This is a genomic window from Nocardia heshunensis (assembly GCF_054782115.1).
Genome location: NZ_BAAGTC010000022.1, coordinates 1 through 22,360 on the forward strand (window position 1 = coordinate 1; position 22,360 = coordinate 22,360).

At 66.3% G+C, this 22,360-nt stretch carries 22 protein-coding genes; 11 read left to right on the forward strand and 11 right to left on the reverse strand.

Going from position 1 to position 22,360, the window contains the following annotated elements; genetic code table 11:
* Positions 1-362: 362 nt before the first annotated feature.
* Entirely contained in the window at positions 363-1,037 is a 675-nt protein-coding gene (locus ACYVN4_RS38275) for a tyrosine-type recombinase/integrase (RefSeq protein ID WP_460727994.1), read from the forward strand.
* 523 nt (positions 1,038-1,560) lie between these two features.
* Here the strand turns inward: ACYVN4_RS38275 and ACYVN4_RS38280 are convergent.
* Both ACYVN4_RS38280 and ACYVN4_RS38285 read right to left on the reverse strand, forming a co-directional pair.
* Positions 1,561-2,316, reverse strand: a complete 756-nt coding sequence (locus ACYVN4_RS38280; protein WP_460727958.1) for an MBL fold metallo-hydrolase — start codon at positions 2,314-2,316, stop codon at positions 1,561-1,563.
* 11 nt (positions 2,317-2,327) lie between these two features.
* A complete protein-coding gene (locus tag ACYVN4_RS38285; protein WP_460727960.1) occupies positions 2,328-3,122 on the reverse strand; it encodes an alpha/beta fold hydrolase in 795 nt (264 codons plus the stop codon).
* 91 nt (positions 3,123-3,213) lie between these two features.
* Between ACYVN4_RS38285 and ACYVN4_RS38290 the strand changes: the two genes are divergently transcribed.
* Positions 3,214-3,633, forward strand: coding sequence for a MarR family winged helix-turn-helix transcriptional regulator (locus ACYVN4_RS38290; protein WP_068001955.1), 420 nt, complete (start codon positions 3,214-3,216; stop codon positions 3,631-3,633).
* Between the two features lie 1,268 nt (positions 3,634-4,901).
* Here ACYVN4_RS38290 and ACYVN4_RS38295 read toward each other — a convergent pair.
* Positions 4,902-5,105: a cold-shock protein gene (locus ACYVN4_RS38295; RefSeq protein WP_460727962.1), complete on the reverse strand. Its 204-nt coding sequence runs from the start codon at positions 5,103-5,105 to the stop codon at positions 4,902-4,904.
* 492 nt (positions 5,106-5,597) lie between these two features.
* Here ACYVN4_RS38295 and ACYVN4_RS38300 point away from each other — a divergent pair, with 492 nt between their 5' ends.
* On the forward strand, positions 5,598-5,963 hold the full coding sequence (locus ACYVN4_RS38300; RefSeq protein WP_460727964.1) for a MerR family transcriptional regulator: 366 nt from the start codon (positions 5,598-5,600) through the stop codon (positions 5,961-5,963).
* Positions 5,964-6,177: 214 nt separating this feature from the next.
* On the opposite strand, the gene ACYVN4_RS38305 is transcribed toward ACYVN4_RS38300, so the two are convergent.
* Complete coding sequence (locus ACYVN4_RS38305) at positions 6,178-6,258, reverse strand: hypothetical protein (protein ID WP_460727996.1); 81 nt, start codon at positions 6,256-6,258, stop codon at positions 6,178-6,180.
* Positions 6,259-6,268: 10 nt separating this feature from the next.
* On the opposite strand from ACYVN4_RS38305, the gene ACYVN4_RS38310 reads away from it, so the two are divergent.
* Positions 6,269-6,754, forward strand: a complete 486-nt coding sequence (locus ACYVN4_RS38310; protein WP_460727966.1) for a recombinase family protein — start codon at positions 6,269-6,271, stop codon at positions 6,752-6,754.
* 746 nt (positions 6,755-7,500) lie between these two features.
* Positions 7,501-8,367 carry an Ig-like domain-containing protein gene (locus ACYVN4_RS38315; RefSeq protein WP_460727967.1) on the forward strand — a complete coding sequence of 289 codons (867 nt, stop codon included), beginning with the start codon at positions 7,501-7,503 and terminating at the stop codon, positions 8,365-8,367.
* A gap of 50 nt (positions 8,368-8,417) precedes the next feature.
* Here the strand turns inward: ACYVN4_RS38315 and ACYVN4_RS38320 are convergent, their stop codons facing one another.
* From ACYVN4_RS38320 to ACYVN4_RS38335, 4 genes are all read right to left on the reverse strand, one after another.
* Positions 8,418-10,019, reverse strand: coding sequence for a methyltransferase (locus ACYVN4_RS38320; RefSeq protein ID WP_460727969.1), 1,602 nt, complete (start codon positions 10,017-10,019; stop codon positions 8,418-8,420).
* 145 nt (positions 10,020-10,164) lie between these two features.
* Complete coding sequence (locus ACYVN4_RS38325) at positions 10,165-11,364, reverse strand: 4-hydroxybenzoate 3-monooxygenase (RefSeq protein ID WP_460727997.1); 1,200 nt, start codon at positions 11,362-11,364, stop codon at positions 10,165-10,167.
* Between the two features lie 186 nt (positions 11,365-11,550).
* A complete protein-coding gene (locus ACYVN4_RS38330; RefSeq protein WP_460727971.1) occupies positions 11,551-11,913 on the reverse strand; it encodes a hypothetical protein in 363 nt (120 codons plus the stop codon).
* A gap of 119 nt (positions 11,914-12,032) precedes the next feature.
* Entirely contained in the window at positions 12,033-12,410 is a 378-nt protein-coding gene (locus ACYVN4_RS38335; protein ID WP_460727972.1) for a YybH family protein, read from the reverse strand.
* A 149-nt stretch (positions 12,411-12,559) separates the two neighbouring features.
* Here ACYVN4_RS38335 and ACYVN4_RS38340 point away from each other — a divergent pair, with 149 nt between their 5' ends.
* The gene (locus ACYVN4_RS38340; RefSeq protein WP_460727974.1) at positions 12,560-13,336 is read left to right on the forward strand and encodes a hypothetical protein; all 777 of its coding nucleotides are present in this window, start codon (positions 12,560-12,562) and stop codon (positions 13,334-13,336) included.
* Positions 13,337-13,429: 93 nt separating this feature from the next.
* Complete coding sequence (locus tag ACYVN4_RS38345; RefSeq protein WP_460727976.1) at positions 13,430-15,034, forward strand: acyl-CoA synthetase; 1,605 nt, start codon at positions 13,430-13,432, stop codon at positions 15,032-15,034.
* 207 nt (positions 15,035-15,241) lie between these two features.
* Here the strand turns inward: ACYVN4_RS38345 and ACYVN4_RS38350 are convergent, their stop codons facing one another.
* Positions 15,242-16,678, reverse strand: coding sequence for an HNH endonuclease signature motif containing protein (locus tag ACYVN4_RS38350; protein WP_460727978.1), 1,437 nt, complete (start codon positions 16,676-16,678; stop codon positions 15,242-15,244).
* 133 nt (positions 16,679-16,811) lie between these two features.
* On the opposite strand from ACYVN4_RS38350, the gene ACYVN4_RS38355 reads away from it, so the two are divergent.
* Together ACYVN4_RS38355 and ACYVN4_RS38360 are read left to right on the forward strand one after the other, a co-directional pair.
* Positions 16,812-17,192 (forward strand): hypothetical protein, encoded by a 381-nt coding sequence (locus tag ACYVN4_RS38355; RefSeq protein WP_460727980.1) that lies wholly within the window; start codon positions 16,812-16,814, stop codon positions 17,190-17,192.
* 76 nt (positions 17,193-17,268) lie between these two features.
* Positions 17,269-18,663 (forward strand): serine/threonine-protein kinase, encoded by a 1,395-nt coding sequence (locus tag ACYVN4_RS38360; RefSeq protein WP_460727981.1) that lies wholly within the window; start codon positions 17,269-17,271, stop codon positions 18,661-18,663.
* 53 nt (positions 18,664-18,716) lie between these two features.
* On the opposite strand, the gene ACYVN4_RS38365 is transcribed toward ACYVN4_RS38360, so the two are convergent.
* Both ACYVN4_RS38365 and ACYVN4_RS38370 read right to left on the reverse strand, forming a co-directional pair.
* Positions 18,717-19,109 carry an SCO5389 family protein gene (locus ACYVN4_RS38365; protein WP_460727982.1) on the reverse strand — a complete coding sequence of 131 codons (393 nt, stop codon included), beginning with the start codon at positions 19,107-19,109 and terminating at the stop codon, positions 18,717-18,719.
* A gap of 57 nt (positions 19,110-19,166) precedes the next feature.
* Positions 19,167-20,210, reverse strand: a complete 1,044-nt coding sequence (locus ACYVN4_RS38370; RefSeq protein ID WP_460727984.1) for a nitronate monooxygenase — start codon at positions 20,208-20,210, stop codon at positions 19,167-19,169.
* Between the two features lie 198 nt (positions 20,211-20,408).
* Between ACYVN4_RS38370 and ACYVN4_RS38375 the strand changes: the two genes are divergently transcribed.
* A complete protein-coding gene (locus ACYVN4_RS38375; protein WP_460727986.1) occupies positions 20,409-21,248 on the forward strand; it encodes a M23 family metallopeptidase in 840 nt (279 codons plus the stop codon).
* A 59-nt stretch (positions 21,249-21,307) separates the two neighbouring features.
* A complete protein-coding gene (locus ACYVN4_RS38380; protein ID WP_460727988.1) occupies positions 21,308-22,288 on the forward strand; it encodes a helix-turn-helix transcriptional regulator in 981 nt (326 codons plus the stop codon).
* Positions 22,289-22,360: the final 72 nt, after the last annotated feature.

Consider the following 22,360-nt stretch of genomic DNA (forward strand, 5'->3'; position numbering starts at 1 on the left):
CGGATTCCACACACCATCAGAAGCACTCGACGAAGTGTTGCGATGACCGCCTGAACCCGCAGGCAATACAGGATGTTCGGCCGCAGTGGAGAGCGGTCCGTGGCGGGCCTCGTGTCTCGCTCTGGTGGGTCGCTTGTGCGGAGCAATCGTGAGGAATGAGTACCTCCTCCGACCTGGACGTCTCGTTCGCGGGTGATGATCTCGTCCTGCGGCTGGCGTCCCTCGCCTATCTGGCACGGTTCTCCATCGTCTCGCGAGTCCATACGAGATCCGATCTCCGCCTGTACTTTTCGTGGTGCGCGCAGCGTGAACTGACACCCTTGTCGGTGACACGGACCGAGGTTGAGCACTACTCGCTGTGGATGCGAGAAACGCGTCACTTCAAACCCGCCACTATCGCCCGCCGCCTGGCGGTCGTGGCCGGGTTCTACCGCACCTGCGTCATCGATGGCCTGCTCGACCATTCACCCGCCGAGTACGTGCGCCGGCCCCGCGTATCGAACGAGTCTCCGACACTGGGACTTTCACACCTCCAGTTCGAAGCCCTACTGGTCGCCTCCCGAGACTCGGACAACCCGCCGGATTTCGCACTGGTCGCCTTGCTCGGACTCCTCGGCCTGCGTATCAGCGAGGCATGCCGTTGTGATGTCACCGATCTCGGTGAGGAACACGGCCATCGGGTCCTGCATGTGATCGGCAAGGGTTCGAAGATCGCGCTGATTCCGTTGCCGCCCGCGGTCGGGCGCGCGATCGACCGCGCCGTCGACGGCCGAATACAGGGGCCGATATTGCTGAACCTGCGAGGAAGGCGGATGGACCGCCATTGCGCTACCCGGCGCTTGAGGCGGCTGGCGGACGTCTCGGTGGTCCGGCTGCCGCGTATGCATCCCCACATGCTGCGCCACACCTTCGTCACCACCATGCTCGACGCCGGAGTCGACCTGCGCGACGTACAGATCGCCGCCCGCCANGGTGTTCATGGCCTCGGCCACATGACATCTCAACATCCTGCATTGCCGAGTTGCGTGCATTCTTGAACCGTGATCTACCGCGCCGCAGAGCACTCTGTGTGGGCGGAGTTCGTCACGCCGCGTCCCAGCATCGCGACGATAGCCAATGCTGTCGTAGTCGGACACAGCAGAGAGATGACCGCCCGCCAGGTAATCACAATCCACCACTGATCGCGGGTATGCCACAACGCCGCGACGAGCTCCCCAACCGCGGCTACGTCGCGGTCGGGACACACGGTGCGTCCCGACGCCAACCCGGCTGGTACTAACAGCCTTTCTGCCGATCCCGCCGTCTCCGTGACCGCCGACGGCTACAGCCGAATACGGCGCGCCCGCATCATCGAAGGCGTTGAGCGCCGCGGCGTGCTTCAGCGGTATGCGCTGTGCGGGTACGGGGATCCCCGGCAAATATCGACCGATCGACCTGAGACACAGGCGTAGGCCGGAACTCGGTCGAGTTCCGGCCTACGCTCATGCCCGTAACCTGGTGACGTTCAGTCGATCTGGAGATTCAGTGTGCAGGCGTCGGCCTGTTCAGGCGATGCGATGGTCATGCGATGTGCACCGGCGTTCCGGGCAGGACCATGCGGACCTCGACGTCCGGTGCGAGGCGGGCGACCGCGTCGGCGTAGTGACGGGGGTCGTTGTCCGACTTGGTGATCATGCGGTCGCCGAGGCGGCCGCTGTGGAAGGCGTAGTGGTGCGGGATCGCCAGGGTCGGACGTAATACGGCGGTCAGGGCGGCGGCCTCCTCGGCATCCATGACAACCTGGCGCATATTGGCCGCGCGCACACACAGGCCGTTGGTCGGCAGGATCGTCAGGTCGAAGTGACCGAAACGGGTTGGGAGGGTGTCGAGTTCGGGAACCCGCAGCGAATCGCCACCGAAAAACACGGTGCGCCCGCCGGATTGGAGCACGAAGGTGACCTCGTGGACGCCGTGCTCGCCGGGCGTGGCCGTCACCCGCAGGTCGCCGACGGTCGTCGACTCCCAGGCTTCGATGGTCCGCAGGTCGCGAAATCCCTTGCGGGCCGCGATGTCCGTCACGGTATGCGGGCCGATCAGGGGCGTGTCGAGGTCGAAGCCGCCCGCGATCAGTGCGTCCAGGTCGCAGTGGTCATAGTGCTCGTGGCTGATCACCAGGGCGTCGACGCGGCCCAGGCCCGCGACGGTCGCGGTGACCGGTTCGCCCGGGTGGTAGGTCGCGGTCTCGGTGAACCATGGATCGGTCAGTACCCGGATGTCGCCGAGTTCGATGAGCTGGCAGGCATGCCCGATGCGGGTCACCGTGAGCGGAGTGGTCATGATCGTGGTCCTTACTTCGAGAGTTCGAGGTCGAGGATCGCGCCGAGCAGTTCCTCGGGTGTCTCGACCTGCGGCAGATGGCCGGTGCGGGGCAGCAGCGTGAAGATCGCGCCGGGAATCGCTGCGGCATAAGCCCTTCCGTACTCCGGGCGGGCCATGCGGTCACTCTCACCCCACAGCACGTGTACCGGCACGTGGATGTCGGCCAGGCGCGCGGCCAGGGTCGGGTCGGTCATGGTCGGGCCGGTGTAGCCGATCAGCGCCTGCACGTCCGGGCTCGGGCCGGTGCCGCCGTCGGGCGCGACCGGCGCCTTGCTCGGGTCGTGCCAGGACAGTGCCCGGATCTCCTCGATCGACATGCCGCGCACATCGGTCATCGGGTGGCCCTCGACCTCGATACCGACCCCGTCGATGATCACCGCGCCGCTGACTCGCGGGCTGGCCTGCAGGGCGATCTCGGCGGCCAGCCAGCCGCCGAAGGAATTGCCGATCACGGTCACGTCGGCGAGGTCGAGGCGGTCGAGCAGCGTGACGTAAGCGCGTGCCAGGGCGGTGACATCGGTCAGCCCGGGTGCCTTCGGGGTGCCGGAGAAGCCCGGGTGGGTGGGCAGCAGCACGCGGGAGTGGGTGCGCTCGGCCAGCAGGTCGGCGAATCCGGCCATGGTCGGGACTCCACCGCCGCCGTGCAGCAGCAGGTAGGGCCGGGTGCGGTCGCGGTCGGCGACTGTGATCTCGAGATCACCTGCGAGCGCGTGGGTTTCGGTGGTGACAGGCCGGAGGGTGCCGGCCGGAACGGGAGTGCTCATTGTCGTTCTTTCTGCGCTATCAATGATGTAAGAAACCTTATATCAGTAACCTTATATAAGCAACCTTTTTCGATCGTTTAGGATGAGGGGCATGACCTATCGCCTGGCCGAGGTGGGCCTGTCCGTCAAGCGGCTGCAACACCGTCACCACCGCGCCATGAACCAGGCCCTGGCTCCGCTGGGCCTTTCCCTGGTGCAGTGGGACACATTGCGTCATCTGCACCGCAATCCGGATGCCTCGCTGCACGATCTGGCGGTGCTGACCTTCCAGACCGATCAATCGTTCGGCTCGCTGGCCACCCGGATGGCCGATCGCGGACTGATCGAGCGCATCCCGGGCCCGGGTCGCGCTGTCCGCCACCGGCTTACAGCGGAGGGCGAGCGACTGCGCGCCGAGGGCCAGACGATCGCCGACGCGATCCTGAAGGAGTCCTTCCACAGCCTGTCGCCCACCGAACTCGACCAGCTGGGAACGCTCCTCGACAAAGCCCTCGGTCCCGAAGCGGTCTAGCGCCGACCACTCTCACCGTCGGTCGGGATGCCTGCCGCGGTGGGGTGGCCAGACAGTGCTCTCCGCAGCGGTCAACACGAAGTTGAGCACCCTTCCGCCCCTGAAGTGGAAGTCCGGTGCGGCGGTCAACGTGGTGCTGGCCGCTGCGGGATACCCCGAACCCGTCTACACCCACCTGCGCCGGACTACTCGGCTCCGGAGCCGAGTAGTCCGCAACTGATGCGTTCAACGCCACCTGGAAGTCGAGCAGCAAAGACTAGGTCGCACAGCAACGGCCGGGTGTGCTCACCGCATCCGGCAACGCACGTTCATGCCGTTGATCACGAACTTCGTTCACTGCTGTGGAGAGCGCGCGACAGACTGTTCGGGCACACTGACGACGTGCGACGCATATGCAAGATCTGTTCATCGATGGCAGAAACCGCGATCGAACCGGGCACCTTTCCCCTTTGCGTATCTCATGCGCCGCAGTATCGGTCGTTCAACTGCTCAGAATGCGGTATCGCCAGACTCGTCGAGTGCTCCGATCCAGCCGATCTCTGCGATCGGTGTGCGATGCCGACCACCTGGCTGCGACTTCCTGGCGATGTCCGCGCCGAGTTCGACCGACTCCTTCTGCAGGGAAAGCACATCCGAGCGATCGCTGAGGTTCGACGCAGTGGCGCCGTCGAACCGACGCCGAGCATCCACTGGGCAATGGACGCGCTCGAGTACCGTGCAAAGGCCCTCGGAATCCAACGTTCCTGAATCGACTGGCTCCTCAGCAGAACGCACTGAACTGCCGCTTTCCGCGCAGTCCGAGGCGCCAGCGTGACCTATGCGAGATCGGGGAGCCGCCGGCCGCGGTGACCCCCGCACCTCCTCCGGGGATCTTGGGCTGCTGAATCCCGTCCGGTGGCACGCCGACGCCGCTTGGGGCGGGGTCGGCATCCAGGTTACGGGCCGGTTCCGGCCCACGACGGCATCGCCGAGATCGATTCGCTGACAGTCGATCCGCACAAGACACTGTCGGTGCCGGTGGGCTGCGGCGCGGCAATGGTCACCGACCCAGAGTGGTTGCGCGCCGCGCGACGCCGCGAACCACCCGACTGGTCTCGAGCCAGCTCACCCCCGACCGCAGCCTCGGTCTCGCGTGGCTGATACTGAATCGAGTGCCCGACAGCGTGGTTCGCGCTGTCGAGCGAGTTGTGCGCTGACCGAGCGGCATACCTGAACGAAAAAAGCCCCGCGCCGTGGATGGCGCGGAGCTTCTCAGAGTTCGAACCGAATCAGATGGCGCGGACGTCCTGTGCCTGCGGGCCCTTCTGGCCCTGCTCTACACCGAACTCGACGCGCTGACCCTCTTCGAGGGACTTGTAACCCGAGCCGTTGACGGCCGAGTAATGCACGAAGACGTCAGGGCCGCCTCCGTCTTGGGCGATGAAGCCGAAGCCTTTTTCGCCGTTGAACCACTTCACACTGCCTTGAGCCATGCTCGACTATGCCACGCTCCGTGTCCTTCCGCGCGTGGACTGTGAGTCAACCGACACACGCCGTGTGACGGCGGCGCTGCCTGCCTCGAATAAATCTGCATTGCAAACTCTAGACATCACGCGCGTTGGCGTGTAACTTCACTGTCGTTCACAGGAGAGATCGAGTGACTGGGCAGGTGAACTGCCTGGTGAGCGGTACCCCGTTCCCTCCGGCGCAGACGAGATCCGCCCGACCCCCCCGCGGGCCGGACCGCCGCCGGAGGGGACGGAACACGGCACCATGAAGACCCTTCGCAGGCAAGATCCGGCAACACATGGAGGTGGCCCCTGAATAGTCCGAGACCCGTTCCACGACCCGAGACACCTCCGGGATGGTGTACGCCACCGACCCATGGGGGTCGGTGAACAGCTTGTCCCTTTCGTATACGTAGATCCACGGCCCCGGCGCAACCGCGCCGGGGCCTACCGTCGTTTCAATCCCCGAGAGGTGCTGTGCAACAACCGGATACGACTCCCATCGGCGGTGCCGGTGGGGCGGATAAACTCGATGACGAAGACTTCCCCGCCTACAGCATGGGCCGCGCGGCGGAGATCCTGGGCGTGACCCAGGCGTTCCTGCGCACCCTCGACGCCGCGCGTCTGCTGACCCCGCAACGTTCGGCGGGCGGGCATCGCCGCTACTCGCGCTATCAACTGCGGATCGCCTCGCGTGTGCGCGAGTTGATCGACGCCGGCAACTCCCTCGAAGGGGCCTGCCGGATCGTGATCCTCGAAGATCAGCTCGCCGAGGCCCAGGCCCTCAACGCCACCCTGCAACACGCCCTGGACGCCCACGAAGCACCGGAGGCTGGGCACTGATTCACATCGGCCCAAAAAATCTGTAGTGGAAGCTCTAGACATTCCGCGTGTCGGCGTGTAATTTCACCGTCGTTCAAGTGAGAGATCGAGTGGCTGGGCAGGTGAACTGCCTGGTGTGCGGTACCCCCGGCCTCTCCGGGGCAGGCGGAAATACGGCTGGCCCTCTGGCTGCTGGACCGCCGCCGGAGGGGGCGGGGCGCACGAGTCCCGCCCGCTACCGCGGCGGCTGATGCCGGTGGACAGTGGGCAGTAGATGGTCGAACGCCTGATCCGCCGACCGCCCGTAGACGGTCATCAGGATTCCCTTGGCCTGCTCCGATCGGAGTTATCTGTGTGGTTGGCAGGAGGGGTTCACGGTCGGTATCCAGTACCTGCGGGAGGTTGGTGTGGAGGCGTTGATCTACGGGTACCTGCGTGATGACCTCGCGGACGGTCGCGGCGCGGAGCTCGAGGAGCAGTTGCGCGCGCTCGCAAACGCGCGCGGCTTCTGCTTCGCGACGACGTTTCATGAATCGAGCACTGACGGTGCGGCCTTGGTCGAGTTGACCGAGGAGCTCAAACGTGCCGACGCCCATCATGTCGTGGTGCCGTCGCTGGATCACTTCGCGGGCCACGTGATTCCCCGGAGGATTCTGGTCGAGAAGCTGACTCGCGATGCCGCGGCCCGGATCTGGACTGTCGACACGGCAGCGGGTGAGGCGCACCCGTCAATATCCGGCGGGCGGAGCGAGACAGTCGAGCGCGTCGGTAAGGCCGGTGAGCCGCCGGGGGTGAACCGGGCGGCACGGTAGGCGTACCCGCCGAGCATGATCAACGCACTGTAATGCCTGATCGCTCGTCGATGTGGCTGGCTTGGGTGATCGGCGAGCGGTGAGCAGCCGACGTCGGTTGCACGCATGCATTCCGGTAAGCCCTGTCGTTCGAGTGGGACACCACCGAGACGTGCAGGTGCACAAGGCTGACCTCTTCACGGCAACCACGCTTGCGCGCATAACGAAGGTATGGCCGACAACGATGCTTCCCGCGATTCGTCGTCCCGCGCACGCGGAAGCCGCCTACAGAAGCCGCTGAGGCGGAGTTCGAGATCGTGATCGCCGAGGGTCTCGACGGTGAACTGCTGGCGCGACGCCAAGCCGAGGTGTTGTGAGAGATCACCAGATGGCAGGCGTCGCGACAGAAGTAGCGCATCCGAACTGATCGAACGCCCTATCGTGACCCGGTAGTCTCAACGCTGCGGGCCTCCTGTCGGTTTGCGGTTACTCAGGGCGAAATCGGCTTCGATGACCAGTCGGCCAGCGAGAAGATGCTGGTCGGTACTGTTCCCATGCGTATCGTGCCCCGCCGAGGGCACATCCTGGATTCCTTATTACTTGCCAGTATGTTGCCGAGTGGTCGCTAGTGGATTCCCAAACTGACTTGCGATCATTTCAGAAACTGGTCCGCTGACCATTTTTGCGTGATCTAATGCTGCCGAACTCGGGTGCGGTAACTCCTCGGCGACCATGTCGGGGGACACCCGGTGTATCTGGGAGATGCAATGGTGGACAGCAATATTCGTCGGGCGGCCGGTTCGGTGGCTGCGCTCGCGGTGGCGGCCGGGTTCGCGGTCGCGATGATGCCCGGCACGGCGTCGGCCGCACCGGGGACGATCACCTGGTCCGACGGGAACAGCAAGTTCACCCGGACGGTCTCGGACACCAACCCGATCCCCGGCGAGACCGTCACCGTCACGACCATGTGGGAGCGGACCGGCATCCCGGTCGAGTACATCTACTCGATTCAGGACGCGCACCCCGCCTGCCTGACACCGGTCTCCGGCTCGGCGACTATGGGTGGTGACCAGGTCTCGATCGACACCTCGAACGCGAACTACGTCAGCGCCTCCTTCGGCATCACCAAATACCCGGTGTACCCGAATATCTCGCCGAAGTCGCAGACCTTCTCGGTGCAGTACACGGTCGGTGTGAACTGCGCTCGCGACACCGCGCTGCCGACTTCCATGAACTACAACGGTTCCCTCGGCGCCGGCAACTACACCGACAAGGGCCCGGCCATCACCGTCTCCAGCGACGCGGTCTCGACCACCACCCTCGCCCCGGTGAGCGGCGTCCAGACCAACCAGGCCGTCACCCTGCAGGCCACCGTGTCCCCGGCCGCCGCGGGCGGCACCATCGAGTTCAAGGCGGGCGACCAGGTCCTCGGCTCCATCCCGGTGTCCGCCAACGGCACCGCCTCCATCGTCTGGACCCCCGGCGCCGCAGGCACCTACAACATGTCGGCCACCTTCTCCGGCCGCACCGGCGTGGCGGGCTCCACCACCACCCAGTCGGTCACCGTCACCGACCCCTCCACCCCGACCCCCACCCCCACCCCGAAGCCCAGCACCGGTTCCTTCGGCGGCTGATCCGGTGACCACTGCGGTCGGGGGTTGCTACCCCCGACCGCAGTCACGTGCTAGGCGGTCCGAACGGCTTGCATCAGCGTGAAATCCAGCGGGAGCGCGTGGGTTTCACGCAGGCTCAGGCCGTTGTCGGTCAGCAGGTCGCGGTAGTGGTCTCGGGTGCGTTCGCGGCCGCCGACATTGCAGAGCATGTGGATGTCGAAGGCGGGGGCCAGGGATGGGGCCGGGTCGTCGGGGAGCAGGCGTTCGATGATGTAGAGGGTCGCGTGGGTGGGCATGGCGGTGGCGCAGTTGCGCAGGATGCGGGCGCATTGGTCGTCGTCCCAGTCGTGGAGGACTCGGGACAGCAGGTAGATGTCGCCGTCCTCGGGCACCTCGATGGTGAAATCACCTGGTACCAGGGTGCATTGGGGGAGGGTGCCGGAACGGTCCAGTGCGGCGCGGGCGATCTCCAGGGTTGATGCCCGCTCGAACAGCACGCCCTTGGCCGTCGGCGCCGCGTGCAGCAGGCGGGACAGCAGGGTGCCGTTGCCGCCCGCGATGTCGATGATGGTCGGGGCGCCGGTGAGGTCGATCAGTTCGCTCACCTGGCCGAAGATGGTGGCGCCGGCCGCCATGGCGGCATCGAACAGTTCCGCGCTCTCGGGTGTCGCGGAGAAATAGTCGAAATGATGGCGGCCGAAGTGATGGTCGAAGCCCGCGCTGCCGGTGCGCACCGCGTGGTCGAGGTGGGCGAAGGATTGGTAGAAGGCGCCGCCGTAGAGGCGCGCCAGCGGATGCAGGGATTGGGCCGCCGACGCCGGCAGCAGTGCGCCGGTCTCGGTCAGTTCGTAGCCGTCGCCGCGGCGCCGCACGATGTCGAGATCGGTGAGGTAGCGCAGCAATCGGTGCAGGCTGTCGGGGTCGGTGCCGGTGATGCGGGCGAGTTCGGTGATGTCGCGCCCGGGTGCGGCGGCCAGTTGGTCGGCCACCCCGAGGACGGCGGTGGCGGCCAGCGCCTGCGTGGTCCAGGCGCCGGTGAGCAGTCTCAACAGCCGGGTGGGCGCGTCGTGAGAGGCCGCGACATGGGTGGCCAGCAACCGCGAATGCTGCCCGGTGACATGGAGTTCCAGGCGACGATAGGGCCGATCGGGTGCATTCGTGCGGAAGTACAGAATGGTGGCGTCCTCGTGACTGTTGTATCCGCCTCCGTCACTACGCATTCCGCCGCGCTGCAACAGCAGGGTCCGCAGCCCTGCCAATTCGACCGTGTCCGCGGTCTCGACATCCAATGCCAGATGGTGTTCGTGCCCGGCCGCTCGCTCGGCGTTACGGAGCGTGCCGATGTCGGGAGTGGCGAGAACCGCGAAAATCTCGATGGTGCACGGGTATCCGTCGACGCTGAGCAGGGGTGCCCGCACGATTCGCACGTCCAACTCATGCTGCGAGCGGCCGTGGCGGGCGGCCAGTCGACCGCGCACCACCATGCTGGGAATAGCCGAATCCGCGGACAGGCCAAGGCTTTCCAGCACCGCCGTCAGCTCGGCCGGATCGCGGGGGAATACCAGTACCGCGGTATGGGAGAACCGGCAGCGTTCCGCCATCGCCGCCCGCTCGGCCGCGGTAAGCGTCGGCAGCATGGCCGCGAGCACGGCCTCGGTATCGTGCGTGCGCACAAATTCTATTGCCGTACAAAGCTGTTCGAGATCGATCGGGTCGAGACATGCCGGTACAGCCAGCGAGCGGGACACGCGTCCTCCTGGTTGGATTTACTCCTGGTGAAATGCGAATACCGATGCGTTCGAGAACGACGTATCGGCGTCAGAGACCGACGTAGTTGCGGGCGAACAGCTCCTGGTGCGCGGGTGAAGTGGCCAGGCTGTGCAGCCGGGCACGGCGTAGTACGCGCTGGTAGGCGGCCTGTGGATCGTGGGTAGCGGGCGGATGCAGCAGATCGATCATCCAGTGCGAGAACTCCTGGGCGCGCTCGATCATCGGCAGGTAGTCCGCCGAATATCGTTGCAGCGCCGACGAATCAGCGTCGATCAGCTCGGCCGTGAGCGCCCGTGCCAGCAGTTCGGCCCCCATGATGGCCAGGTTCGCGCCCTTCGCCGCCGACGGACTGATCGCGGTGGCGGCATCGCCGGCCAGCAGCAACCTGCCGTGCTGGATCGAATCCCGGATCTCCGAGCGCAGCCGGACCAGGCCGCGTTCCACGATGGGCCCCCGCGACAACTCACCGTGCCGCCGGACATCCAATCGCCGATCCAGGGCTGCCCAGACGCGCTCGTCATCCCAATCCCCGGCGCTGTCACAGGGATCGCACTGCAGGTAGTAGCGGGTGATGCCGGGGCTGCGCGGCATCTGTCCGGCAAACCCGTCGGGGTGCACGCCGTACAGCACGTTCGGCGAGCTCGGCGGCGCCTGCACGAGCAGGGCCAGCCAGGTGATGTCGTGGTCCCGGGTGGCGATGGCCGCGGGCACCGTCGTACTCGAGATTCCCCGCGAGCCATCGCAGCCTGCTACGTATCTCGCAGAGTAACTGCGAGTTCGCCCGCCCGCTGCGCGCACCAGCACCCGCGGCCGATCGGTGTGCAGATCGCCGAGCGCTTCGACCACGGTGTCGAAGTGCACGGTGCCGCCGCGCCGCAACAGTTCCGCGATGAGATCGGTCACCAGCAACTGTTGCGGATACACGGTGTGCGGCCGTTGCGAACCGAGCTTGCCGTAGCGCACTTCGAAATGCTGTTCCGGACTGCGGAATTCACACACGTCATGAACGGCCCCCAGCCGATCGACGCCCCCGGCGAGCCCGTGCGCACGCAGCACGTCCACGCTGTCCGGGGACAGAAACCCCGCTCGCGCCCGGTTCTCGACCCGGTCACGGCGCTGGCGTTCCAGCACCGTGACCCGAATTCCGGCTGCGCACAACAGATTCGCCAGCACCAGCCCGGCCGGTCCCGCGCCCAGGACGAGTACCTCGGCATCGACGCCGGGTGTTCCCGTACGCGCCGACTGCATGTCGATCAAAGAGGGCCGTCCTAGTCGAGGATGCGGATGGCAGAACTCCTGTCAGTTGCTGGATGTTAGCCCACGAATAAGCCGGATTACGAGCTTCCCCGGCGTGGCGCGCACGTGTCGAATGCTATTGGGACAAAACGGGATTCATCGGACAAAAAGCTGGTCGATCGACCGCCTCGTCCCGGCTCAGCCGTTGTAGACCTCGACATACGCATTGGTCGCGACCGCGAGCACGCCCGGCCCCATCCCCGTGCAGGCCGCCGTGATCCGGTCACCCGACGGCGTGAACGGGTAGCTCAGCACCTTGTAGGGCCCGATCGCGTACAGCGGGAACGGACCGCTGGCGTACAGACCGACGCAGTCGAGATGCAGCACGTAGTTGGATCCACCGTCCGGGGCGCACACCGCCGAGGCATCGAACAACCCCTTCTGTACCTGGCAATCCTGCGGCGCGGCCTGGGCGGTGCCGGCGCCGAGTACGGCCGCGAACCCCAGGCCCGAAACGGCCACGGTCGCAACCCGTGCGGCAATCCCGATCGACTTCTTCATGTCATTCCTCCACGGTGTCTAGCTGGCATCATGAGGCAATAGCGATTTCCAAGCTATCGCGGCAGACCAGCCCACGACATCGGGTATTTGCCCTAATTCCCGCTCCCAGCCCCGGCTGATCAGGCCGTCCCCAATGGATTGAGCAGGGCGAACCGCCATTCCCCGTCGGCGAGCCGCCGCGCGATATTGGCGGTGGTACCGGTGGGCGCAACCCGGGAACCGTCGGCACCATCGATCTCCATCGTCCAATCGGTCACCAGCAAGGCGGTGTCGGCCGCCACCAGTACGTGACGGCCGACATTGGTGAGATGCCCGCGCGCGGCAACCGTGCCGGAGATCTCCTGATGCAGAGCGGTCCGCCCGGAAATAACCGCACCGGTGGTGGTGCGCATGGTGGCGTCGGGTGCGAAAAGCGAGAGCACCCCCTCGATATCGCCTGCGTTCAAACGCTCCTCGAAAAGAGCCGGGAGCTGGTTCGGTTCGGTAATCGTCGTCATGACTCGATCGTCGCCGGGCGCGAGCCCGCGGGCGAGGTACATACAGGACACGTCATGGTCAAAAACGGACCGGATTTCTGCCCGTATGCTGCCGGATGCGGCGGGACCGATCGGAAGTGCCCGCGTAGGAAGAAAATTGGGGTACGCCGATGCCGGAATCCGGGAAACGCAATCTGATCATCGGCATGACGGCGGCCATGGCCATGGTGGTGCTCGCGTTGATCGGCGTCCTGATCGGCGGTCAGCTCGGCAAGAAGCCCAGAACCACCGACGCCGCAACGCAATCCACGACCCTCGCGGCTCCATCCGTCACCACGCCCCCGGCCACCGCGCCTGTCGCCGCGCCCAGCGCCGGAGCCTCGTTGTCGACGGTGCTGTCCTGGATCCGCGCAGGCACCCCGGCCGACGCCTCGAACTTCCACACGGCGACCGACACCGGCGGCACGCAATCCGATCTCGACGTGGGCCTGGCTTTCGTCAGCCCCACCAAGAAGATCCAGTGCATGACCCCGAAGAAGTCCGCCACCAGCTACATGCACGGCCTGAGCTGCCTGGTCAATTTCGACAACCCGCAGCCCCGCCCCGCCTCGCTCCCGCACGGGGAATGGGTCGCGAGCTGGGTCGACTACCCCGGGCCCAACGCGGGCATCGGCACGGTCGCGAGCGATCCCGGCCAGTTCTCCCTCGGCTCCGGCAGCACACTCACCTACGGCAGCAAACTGACTTTCGACGACTACGAATGCCGCATGGACCAAACCGGCCTACTCTGCGCCGACCAATCCGCCGGCACCGCACTGCAGCTCAGCTCGGCGGGCCCAGTCCCGTTCGGCTGCTTCACCAAAACCGACGGCACCAGCTACGCCATCACCTACGGCTGCGGCGACTCCGACGAGTCCGCGACAGCCACTCCCTCCGCGCCAAGGTAGTTCCCCTCGCATCCTCGCCCCCGTGCCGCTAGTTTGGTGGCAGATGCCCTCAATCTGCAGGGGTGGACGAGGAGGTCCAGGGTGTTGCCATCGGTGCGGTCGCTAGGGGAGCGGGCCTATCTGGAAGCGGAGTCGGCGCGCCTAGCGCTGCAGGCCGGAATGGTGCGAATCGAATCGCCGACCGTCCTGCTGGCCGCCGGTACCGCGTTGTTGCGCTACGGCACGCTGGCCGCGGCATTGCGCTTGTCGGCGGCCCGATTCGGCAGCCGCACCGCCCTCATCGACGAACTGGGCGAGCTGACCTTCGCCGAACTGGAGGACCGCTCCAACCGCCTTGCCAACGCCTGGCGCGACCGCGGCCTGAAACCCCGTGAGGGCGTAGCGATCCTGGCCCGCAACCACCGCGGCCTGCTGGACGCGATCTACGCGGCCGCCAAATGCGGTGCCAAGATCATCCTGCTCAACACCGATTTCGCGGGCCCCCAAATCCGCGACGTCGCCACCCGCGAGGGCACCGACCTGCTCGTCTACGACGACGAGTACGCCCACATGCTCGACGAAGTACACCCCCGTCGAGGCAGCTACCGAGCCTGGACCGAAGACCCCCGCGAAGACAGCCTCGAACACCTCATCGAAACCGGTTCCCCCGCCGCCCCACCCGCCCCCGGCGCGGAACCCCGCATCATCCTGCTCACCAGCGGCACCACCGGCACACCCAAGGGCGCACCCCGCACCGAGCCGAAATCCCTGCTGTCCCTGGGCGGTCTGCTCTCCAAGGTCCCGTTCCGCGTGAACGAGGTGACCGAATGCTGCGCCCCCATCTTCCACACCCTCGGATTCGCCTGCGCCATGCTGACTCTCGGCTTCGGCTCCACCCTGGTGATCCGCCGCCGCTTCGACCCCCAGACCGCCATCGACTCCATGGCCGAGCACAAGGCCACCACGGTGATCGTGGTCCCCGTCATGCTCAACCGCATGATCGACCTGGGCGGCCGCGCCCTCACCGGCCACGACCTCTCCGCCCTACGCATCATCTTCGTCGCCGGTTCCCAACTGGGCGCCCAACTCTGCCGCGAGGTCACCGCCACCTTCGGCCCCGTCGTCTACAACCTGTACGGCTCCACCGAAGTTGCCTACGCCACCGTCGCCACCCCCACCGACCTGGCCGAAGAACCGGGTTGCGTCGGCAAACCGGTCCTCGGCGCACGGGTGGAAATCCTCGACGACCGCGGCCGCCCCGTCCCCAACGGCGCCACCGGCCGCATCTTCGTCGGCAACTCCATCCAATTCGAGGGCTACACGGGCGGCGGCCACAAGGAGATCATCCGCGGCCTCATGTCCTCCGGCGACGTCGGCCACTTCGACAGCGCAGGAAGACTTTTCATCGACGGCCGCGACGACGACATGATCGTCTCCGGCGGTGAAAATGTCTTCCCCGTAGAAGTCGAAGAACTCCTCTACACCCACCCCTCAATCCGCGAAGCAGCCGTAATCGGCGTCCCCGACGAACAATTCGGCGCCCGGCTGAAGGCCTTCGTAGTAGTCCACGACGGACAAACCTTCACGGACGTGGAAGTAAGAGAATTCGTCAAGTCGAACCTGGCCCGCTACAAAGTGCCCCGCGAGGTAGTCTTCCTCCCCGAACTCCCTCGCAACCCCACAGGCAAGGTCCTGAAACGCAAACTCCAAGAGGCTTAGAGATTTTCGTGGTTTGTCTCTGAAAGGTGATCCGTGCAGTCCGTGGGCTGGTAAGCGAGGTAACGGCTCCCCAGTCGCGTCAGCTCAAGTCCGGTAGGGCAGGCGACGCAACCACACTTCCGGTACATCCGACCTTGACGCAATCCCGTTGCAGCACAGGAACGCAAGTAGTCTTCCCCCCGAGTTACCTGACCTCGAGCCGCCGAATCACATGTTGATCCGGGCCCGGCGCTGAGCCGGTGTCGTGTAGACCTGGATCAACTCGGTCATGATGTTGACCGCGACCCCCGGATCGAAAATCGACCCCGTCGGCTCCGCATCAGGGACACCGCCAGCAGTGACCGGCGGGACGACGGTGGTCGGGAAAAGGTACTGGCTGCCTTCGGGCTCGGTAGTAACCGATTCCCCGGTGGGCGTGCGCCATTCAACGACCCGACCGGGGTGGTGGCGGACTTCCCATCCGTTGGCGTGATTGTCGGCAAGCGTCTTGAGCCGATGATGACGGCGACAGCGAGCGCCGAGGTTGTCCTCGGTGGTGCGGCCTCCGGCTTGCGGATTCCGGTGGTCGTATCGGTCTTGGTGGTCGAGATCGCTGGCGGCTGCGGGGATGTGGCAGCCGGGCGCGCGGCAGATGCCGTCGATAGCGCGGGCTTGGCGGGCGGTGCGGGCACCGGGCCGGTAACGCAATTCGGTGTCGGCGCTAGTGGTTTGGGCTTGGCTGGGGGCGGTGTCGGTGATGACCTCGAAGCGGGCGTGACGGGCAACCTGCCGGGCAAGGTCGGGGTCGATCGCACCCAGGCCCGACAGCAGGGCGGGGTTGTCCTGCAAACCAGCCAGCGTCTCGGCGGACACACCCACCTGCACAAGCGCTTTACGCGCCACTGCAGCCTCACCGATGAAAGCACGCGGGCAATCCTCCAGACCGCACTGGCACACCAGGCGACCACTGCCGTCCGCGAGAGCCACAAGCGCGTCGGCACGACGCTGGGCCACGGTGCGCGGGTCCTTGCCGCAGCACTGGCCCGACGCCATCTCCCGCAGACGCTCGTACAGCGCCTGGCCACCGGCAGCGGGCAGGACAGCATCCAGCAGGGCGGTACCGTCGTCGTGGGCAGTGATCGAGACGTAGCGATCAGCCTCGGCCGCCTTGCGACGCGCAGCCTGACCGGCGGGATCAGCCTCCAACAGGCGACGGCGAGCGGTACGGCGAATGCGCTGCGGCTCAGCCTTTTCCGCATACGCGGCCAGGCCGGGCTCCAGCTCGGCCAGCAGCTCATCGGAGGCGTTGGTGAGTGACTTGGTGATCGCCCGGGTCTGCGCGAGGTCGATGCGGCCCGCGGCGAAGGCTTCGCGGGTGGCGGTGCAACGGTTCTCCAGATCCAAACCCAACCCGATAAGCCCATCGGCGGTGCCCTGCGAAACCTTCAGCGCGATACCGATTTCCGTCGCGGTGTCCTCACCCGCATTGAGGTTACTGACCCCGAGATCAAGCTGCTGCTCACGACGCAGCCGGTAGAGCGCGGTCATCAACGCGACCTCTTCGGCCTGCAGTGCAGCTATCTGCGAGTGCACATCACGCAGCTGAGCGACAACCGCGTGCGCGGTAGTCATCTCATCTGCGATATCAGTCATACATTCGATCATAGTTTCGAATCACGCGACACAACAGCATGATTCGAGCAACACGCTTTGTAAACCTCCAGCTACCACTACTATTCACCCAGAATCTGCACATCTACATGGAAACTCCCACACACTTCGCCGCTAACGTCTGGTCATGCGGAAAATGCTCGGCAGCGCATTCTGGATACTGCTCGGCGTGCTGGCCGGAATCGCGGCAGTGGTCGGGGCGGCCTACTGGATGCTGTACGAACTGATGGGCGGTGGTGGTGCACGCTGGGATGGTGCCGTGCCGTTCATCGCCAACTGTCCGATCGTGTCGCCCTGCGTCATCACCAGCGTGCCGGAGGGGACGCCCAGTCTCGCCGTCAAGGGGTCGGCCAGGGACACAATCATGGTGGCTCCGGTCCCGACGATCGCGGGCCTGCAGTCCGGTGATCACGTGTCCTGCACCCTGCACGCCGAGGTGCCCGCCGGAGGCTTGTCGGTCAACGACCTCGCGGTGGTGAACACCGTCGAGAACTGTCACCGCACCTAGCCGCAGCGGTGTCCGGATCAGACCTGTCGCCGTATGCTGAGCACCTCGCATAGAGCGGTAGAACTGGGGAGGGCATGTGCCGGGGGACGGTCAACTCGGCCATTATCGGCTCCGGAGCCTGATCGGTCGGGGTGGGATGGGTCAGGTGTGGCTGGCCGAGGACACCCATCTCGAGCGGGAGGTGGCGTTGAAGCTGCTGCCCGTCGAATTGGCCAGTGACGAGGAGTATCGCCGCCGGTTCGAGCGGGAGGCCCGGTTGGCCGCGCGGTTGCGTGGGCCGCACATTGTCCCGATCCATGCCTTCGGTGAGCTGGACGGCCGTCTCTACATCGACATGGAACTGGTGGACGGCTCCGACCTGGGCAAGATTCTGCGCGAGGTGGTTTCGCTGCCGCCCAAGCGCGCGGTGGATCTGGTCACCCAGATCGCCGAGGCGCTCGATATCGCGCACAGGGCAGGGCTGGTGCATCGAGATGTGAAGCCCTCCAACGTGCTGACCCTGCCCAACGGCTTCGCCTATCTGATCGACTTCGGCATCGCCCGGGGCGTCGGCCAGGCCACTATCACCACTACCGGTGTGGCCGTGGGCACCTGGGCGTATATGGCTCCCGAACGCTATTCCGGCACCGAGGACCTACGCTCGGACGTCTATTCGCTGGCCTGCCTGCTCCACGAGACCCTCACCGGCGTCAAGCCTTTCGCCCACACCGACCCGGTGCAGCAGATGGCCGCTCACTTGACCGCCGAGCCGCCCCGCGCCAGTGACCACAGCTCACTGATTCCCGCCGCCCTGGACAGTGTCATCGCGCGCGGCATGGCGAAGGATCCCGCCCACCGTTTCCCCAGCGCCGGAGCCCTGGCCGCCGCCGCCCGAGCCGCCCTGGAATCCCGTCCGGCAGCACCGGTTTCCCGTCCCGTGCCTCCACAGCGTTCCGCCCCGACCGCGAAATGGGATGGTGGAGCGTCTTTCCCGGACTATGGTTCCGCTCCGACGCCGCCCCCTGCCGCGCGACCGACGTCCTCGCCCTACAACCGCTATCCGTCCGCGCCGACGCCTGTACCCGGCGCAACGCCGATACCCAACGCGATGGCCTACGGCGGCATGACCGCAGCCGCGCAGTCGCGCTCGGATGCCATGCCCCGGCCGAGCGGAATGCCCTCGGGCGGGACCGGATACGTCTCGCCGTACGCGTTCAGCCACTCCGGCCCCACGCCGCCCCAGCCGCCCCGCGTCAAGCCCTGGCAGCCGGTGTGGTGGGTGATCCTCGGCCTGCTGACCCTGCTGTTCGGCATCATGTCGATCGGCACCATCGGCGTGACGGTCACCAACGGCTTCGGTGGTGTCGGAACAACCATCCTGGCCTGGTTCATCTTCGTCGGCCCGTTCGCATGTTTCGCCTGGCTGTGCACCCGCGAGGTTCGTAAGTTCCGTGGCGAGCGCCGCAACTGGCGGGCGGCCACCGGTCGCTAGGAATGTGAAACGGCGCGACCGGGTTTCGGTCGCGCCGCCTCATGATCGAGCGCTCAGCAGTTGCGGAGTTCCGGGCTCTGATTGAGCAGCTGGGCGCGGGTGGAGATGAACGTGCTGTAGGTGTCGCCGCCGACCGAGGCGAGCGGGAAGGCCGCGACCCGGTGGCAGTTCTGGAAGGCGAGCTTGATGCCGAAGTGGCGTTCCAGCCCGCCGCGGATCGCGTCCGAGGCCATGGCGCGCAAGAGCTGGCCGCGGGCGGTCTCGTCGGGCGGGGCTACCGTGTTGTCGGCGTATTCTTCCGTGCCGGTACGCAGATCGGCGGCGACGCGGCTGACGACCTCGTAGGCGTAGGGCAGCGAGTTGCGGACGCATTCGACGAACTCTGCGTCGCTGACCTCACCACGTTCTGCGCGCTCGAGTAGTGCGGTGGGTACGTCGAGTGACATATCGCTCTCCTCATGGGATGGCGGAAGGTGTCAGCCGATTGTAGATGGAAAACGTTGTCAATAACACTGGATTCGCAACGAAAGTGCCCGCTCCAGAGCATTTTTCGCATCCGCCGACAGCTTGCGCACCAGCTCGCCCGCCGGTAGCTCGATCGCCAGCGCGTGCGCCTGACCTGCCCAGAGGTTGACCGCGTCGGCATTGCCCTCGGCCCGCGCGGCCGCCCGCAAAGGCCCCGTGGCGTAATGGATCTCGGGGTAGGCGGCGGGTGCGTCCAAGTGCTCCACCATGAATCGATTGCGCAGCCCGCGCGCCCGTCGCCCGGTGAAGGCGCGGGTCAGCATGGTCGGGGTGTCGGCCGTGATGGCCTCCCGGATCAGCGGCGCGGTCCCGGCTTCCGGGCACCGCAGGAACGCGGTCCCGATCTGCGCGGCCGCGGCCCCCGCGGCCAGCACTCCGGCAAGAGCCTCGCCGGAGGAAATCCCGCCCGCCGCCACCACCGGCACCTCCACGGCCGCCCGCAGCAACTGCACCAGCGTGAGCAGTCCCAGCGGATCGGCGAGATCGTCGGCCGGATCGTCCACGAACGTCCCGCGATGCCCGCCCGCCTCGGCCCCCTGCGCGACAACCACATCCGCGCCCGCCGCCACGGCCTGCCGCGCCTCGGCCACGGTCGTGACCGTCACCCACACCTCGGACCCCACCGCGTGCAGTCGCGCGATCTCCGCCGCCGTCGGGCAACCGAAGGTGCTCGACACCACCGCGACCGGCTCGCTGATCAGCAGTTCGAGCTTGGCTTCCCAGTCGTCGCCGTCGTACTTGGCGTCGCCGACGGGGTACTCGCGAGCGAGCTCCTCTATATAAGGAGAGAACCGAGCGGTCGGACTGGGTTCAGAGGGGTAGAAGAGATTGACCCCGAATGCCTTCGCGGTCAGCGCCCGCGTGGCCTTGATTCGCGCGCCCAGTTCGCTCGCGGGCAAATATCCGGCGGCGATGAATCCCAGTCCGCCCGCCTCGCACACGGCGGCGGCCAGCTCCGGAGTGGACGGCCCACCGGCCATGGGGGCGAGAACTATCGGCGTAGCCAAGTCGTCGAGAACCATGTCACAAGTGTGCCCCGTCGGTTACCTTTTGTGATCAAGGGTTCGAGTGCTCCAGCTGGCGTTATCGCACAAAAGGTTGCGGTTCGGTCACAACCGAGTACAGTTTCCGTCACAGCGATGCCGAATCGTTACCGGACCCACCGAACGCTAGGACTTGCAGTGCCGCACCACCGAACTACCTCGAACTCCGTAACTGTCATGGATTTGCTTGGTGATTCCGGTGCCGGCCGCGCTGGCACCTCATCGCGCCGACGTCACCGGGCCGACCCCTCCGCCGCCGATCGCGTGAAGACCGCCGCGGGCATGGCTGTCGCCGCCGGAGCCCTGATCGGCACCGCGACCCAGCTGGTTCCCGCTCTCGCGCATGCCGCCCCGCTGCTCCCGACCCACGACGAGAACCCCAGCACCGTCGGTGCGGATCTCGCGGTCGAGAACACCGCGCTGGAACTGAAGCAGGCCAAGGAAGCCGCCCCCATCGCGGACGCCGCGCCCCAGGCCGACCCGGTCGCCGCGGCCACCCCCGACCCGGCTCCCTTCGGACTGCAGAACCTGCCGCCGGAGGTCTCCGCCCCCTTGCAGCAGGCCGAGCAGACGCTCAAAACCCTGCAGCAGCAGCTCAATCCGGGCCCGAACGTGGTCAAGCCGGTCGACGGCCCGCTGACCTCCGGCTTCGGAATGCGCTGGGGCGCGATGCACTACGGCATCGACTTCGCCGATCCGATCGGCGCCCCGATCCATTCCGTCATGGGCGGCACGGTCATCGATGCCGGCCCCGCCTCGGGCTTCGGCCTCTGGGTGCGCGTCAAGCAGGACGACGGCACCACCGCGGTCTACGGCCACGTCAACGACATGTACGTGACCGTCGGCCAGCGCGTGAACACCGGCGATGTCATCGCCTCCGTGGGCAACCGCGGAGATTCCACAGGTCCCCATCTGCACCTCGAGATTTGGGACGCCGCCAACAACAAGATGGATCCGCTGCCATGGCTAGCCAGCAAGGGCGTTCTCATGCAGCAGCAGTGGGGCCCGGACCAGTAGATCGTTCACCGCTTCCGACGACCGGACGTTTTCCGGACCGGCGCATGCCGGTGGGCGCGGTGACGACACTGGACGATCTCTTCGACCCCGCCTCCCTGCACGGTCGCGCCTACGGGGTGCTGATTCAGCATCCGCGTTCGACTGTTTCCGAGGTCGCCGAGCGCCTCAACGTTCCACCGCGCGTCATCGAGACCGCGCTCGAAGCGTTGTGTCAGCTCGAGGCCGTGGTCCGGCTCACCGACGGCAAGGGCGTGGTGCGTTTCGACGCGCACGCCCCGGAAGCCCTGTCGGAGGCCGAGACTCGGCGTCGTAATCAGGACATGCTGCGCATGCAGTCGGCCGCCGCGCGCCTGGGCGAGACCTTCCGCTCGGTGCGCCGCACCACCGATGCCGACGGTGCGGTGGTGGCCGTCTACGAACGCCGCCAGCTGCTGGCAGATTTCGAGGACCTGCAGCACACCGCGCACACCACTGTGAAGGTGGTCGAGCGCGGCCCGTTCCTCTCCGATGTGGAGACCGAGGAGCGGATGTTCGAGCTCAAGTCCTCGCGGATCCAGGCCGGGATCGACTACCGGACCCTGTATCAGGAGACCATCTACCAGGATCCCGAGCGGCTGCGGCACGTGCTGGCCACCAATGCGGTTGGCGCGCAGGCGCGTACGCTGCCCGATCCGCCCATGAAGCTGATCGTCGCCGACGATCGGCGCGCGGTGCTGGTGCTGCACACCGACGAACGGCGCGGCGATCCGATGGGTGTGCGGGTCGGCCCGTCGCCCACGCTGGATCTGCTGGTCAAGACGTTCGACGCGCTGTGGCTGATGTCCACGCCGATCTCGGTGAACCCGTCCGAGGCGCTCGACGATCGCGACAAGGCGATCCTGACGCTGATGAGCATGGGCGCGACCGACGACACCATCGCGCGGCGGCTCGGGCTGTCCCGGCGGACCGTGGTGCGTCGCACGGCGAGCCTGTTGGAACGGCTCGGTGCGAGCACCCGCTTCCAGGCGGGAGTGCAGGCCACCCGCCGAGGCTGGCTGTAATCTGTGGGCTATTTCACTCGCGTTGATGAAGGTGCAACGCGGTACCGCTCTCGTTGCGATGGGTGTGTGTAG

Coding starts and splice junctions, on each gene's coding strand:
- ACYVN4_RS38330 (WP_460727971.1), bottom strand. CDS start 11,913: ATGAAGAAGTCGATCGGGATTGCCGCACGGGTTGCGACCGTGGCCGTT.
- ACYVN4_RS38370 (WP_460727984.1), bottom strand. CDS start 20,210: ATGGTTCTCGACGACTTGGCTACGCCGATAGTTCTCGCCCCCATGGCC.
- ACYVN4_RS38305 (WP_460727996.1), bottom strand. CDS start 6,258: ATGACCGTCTACGGGCGGTCGGCGGATCAGGCGTTCGACCATCTACTG.
- ACYVN4_RS38350 (WP_460727978.1), bottom strand. CDS start 16,678: ATGATCGAATGTATGACTGATATCGCAGATGAGATGACTACCGCGCAC.
- ACYVN4_RS38375 (WP_460727986.1), top strand. CDS start 20,409: ATGGATTTGCTTGGTGATTCCGGTGCCGGCCGCGCTGGCACCTCATCG.
- ACYVN4_RS38295 (WP_460727962.1), bottom strand. CDS start 5,105: ATGGCTCAAGGCAGTGTGAAGTGGTTCAACGGCGAAAAAGGCTTCGGC.
- ACYVN4_RS38315 (WP_460727967.1), top strand. CDS start 7,501: ATGGTGGACAGCAATATTCGTCGGGCGGCCGGTTCGGTGGCTGCGCTC.
- ACYVN4_RS38325 (WP_460727997.1), bottom strand. CDS start 11,364: ATGCAGTCGGCGCGTACGGGAACACCCGGCGTCGATGCCGAGGTACTC.
- ACYVN4_RS38290 (WP_068001955.1), top strand. CDS start 3,214: ATGACCTATCGCCTGGCCGAGGTGGGCCTGTCCGTCAAGCGGCTGCAA.
- ACYVN4_RS38340 (WP_460727974.1), top strand. CDS start 12,560: ATGCCGGAATCCGGGAAACGCAATCTGATCATCGGCATGACGGCGGCC.
- ACYVN4_RS38365 (WP_460727982.1), bottom strand. CDS start 19,109: ATGTCACTCGACGTACCCACCGCACTACTCGAGCGCGCAGAACGTGGT.
- ACYVN4_RS38280 (WP_460727958.1), bottom strand. CDS start 2,316: ATGACCACTCCGCTCACGGTGACCCGCATCGGGCATGCCTGCCAGCTC.
- ACYVN4_RS38335 (WP_460727972.1), bottom strand. CDS start 12,410: ATGACGACGATTACCGAACCGAACCAGCTCCCGGCTCTTTTCGAGGAG.
- ACYVN4_RS38285 (WP_460727960.1), bottom strand. CDS start 3,122: ATGAGCACTCCCGTTCCGGCCGGCACCCTCCGGCCTGTCACCACCGAA.
- ACYVN4_RS38355 (WP_460727980.1), top strand. CDS start 16,812: ATGCGGAAAATGCTCGGCAGCGCATTCTGGATACTGCTCGGCGTGCTG.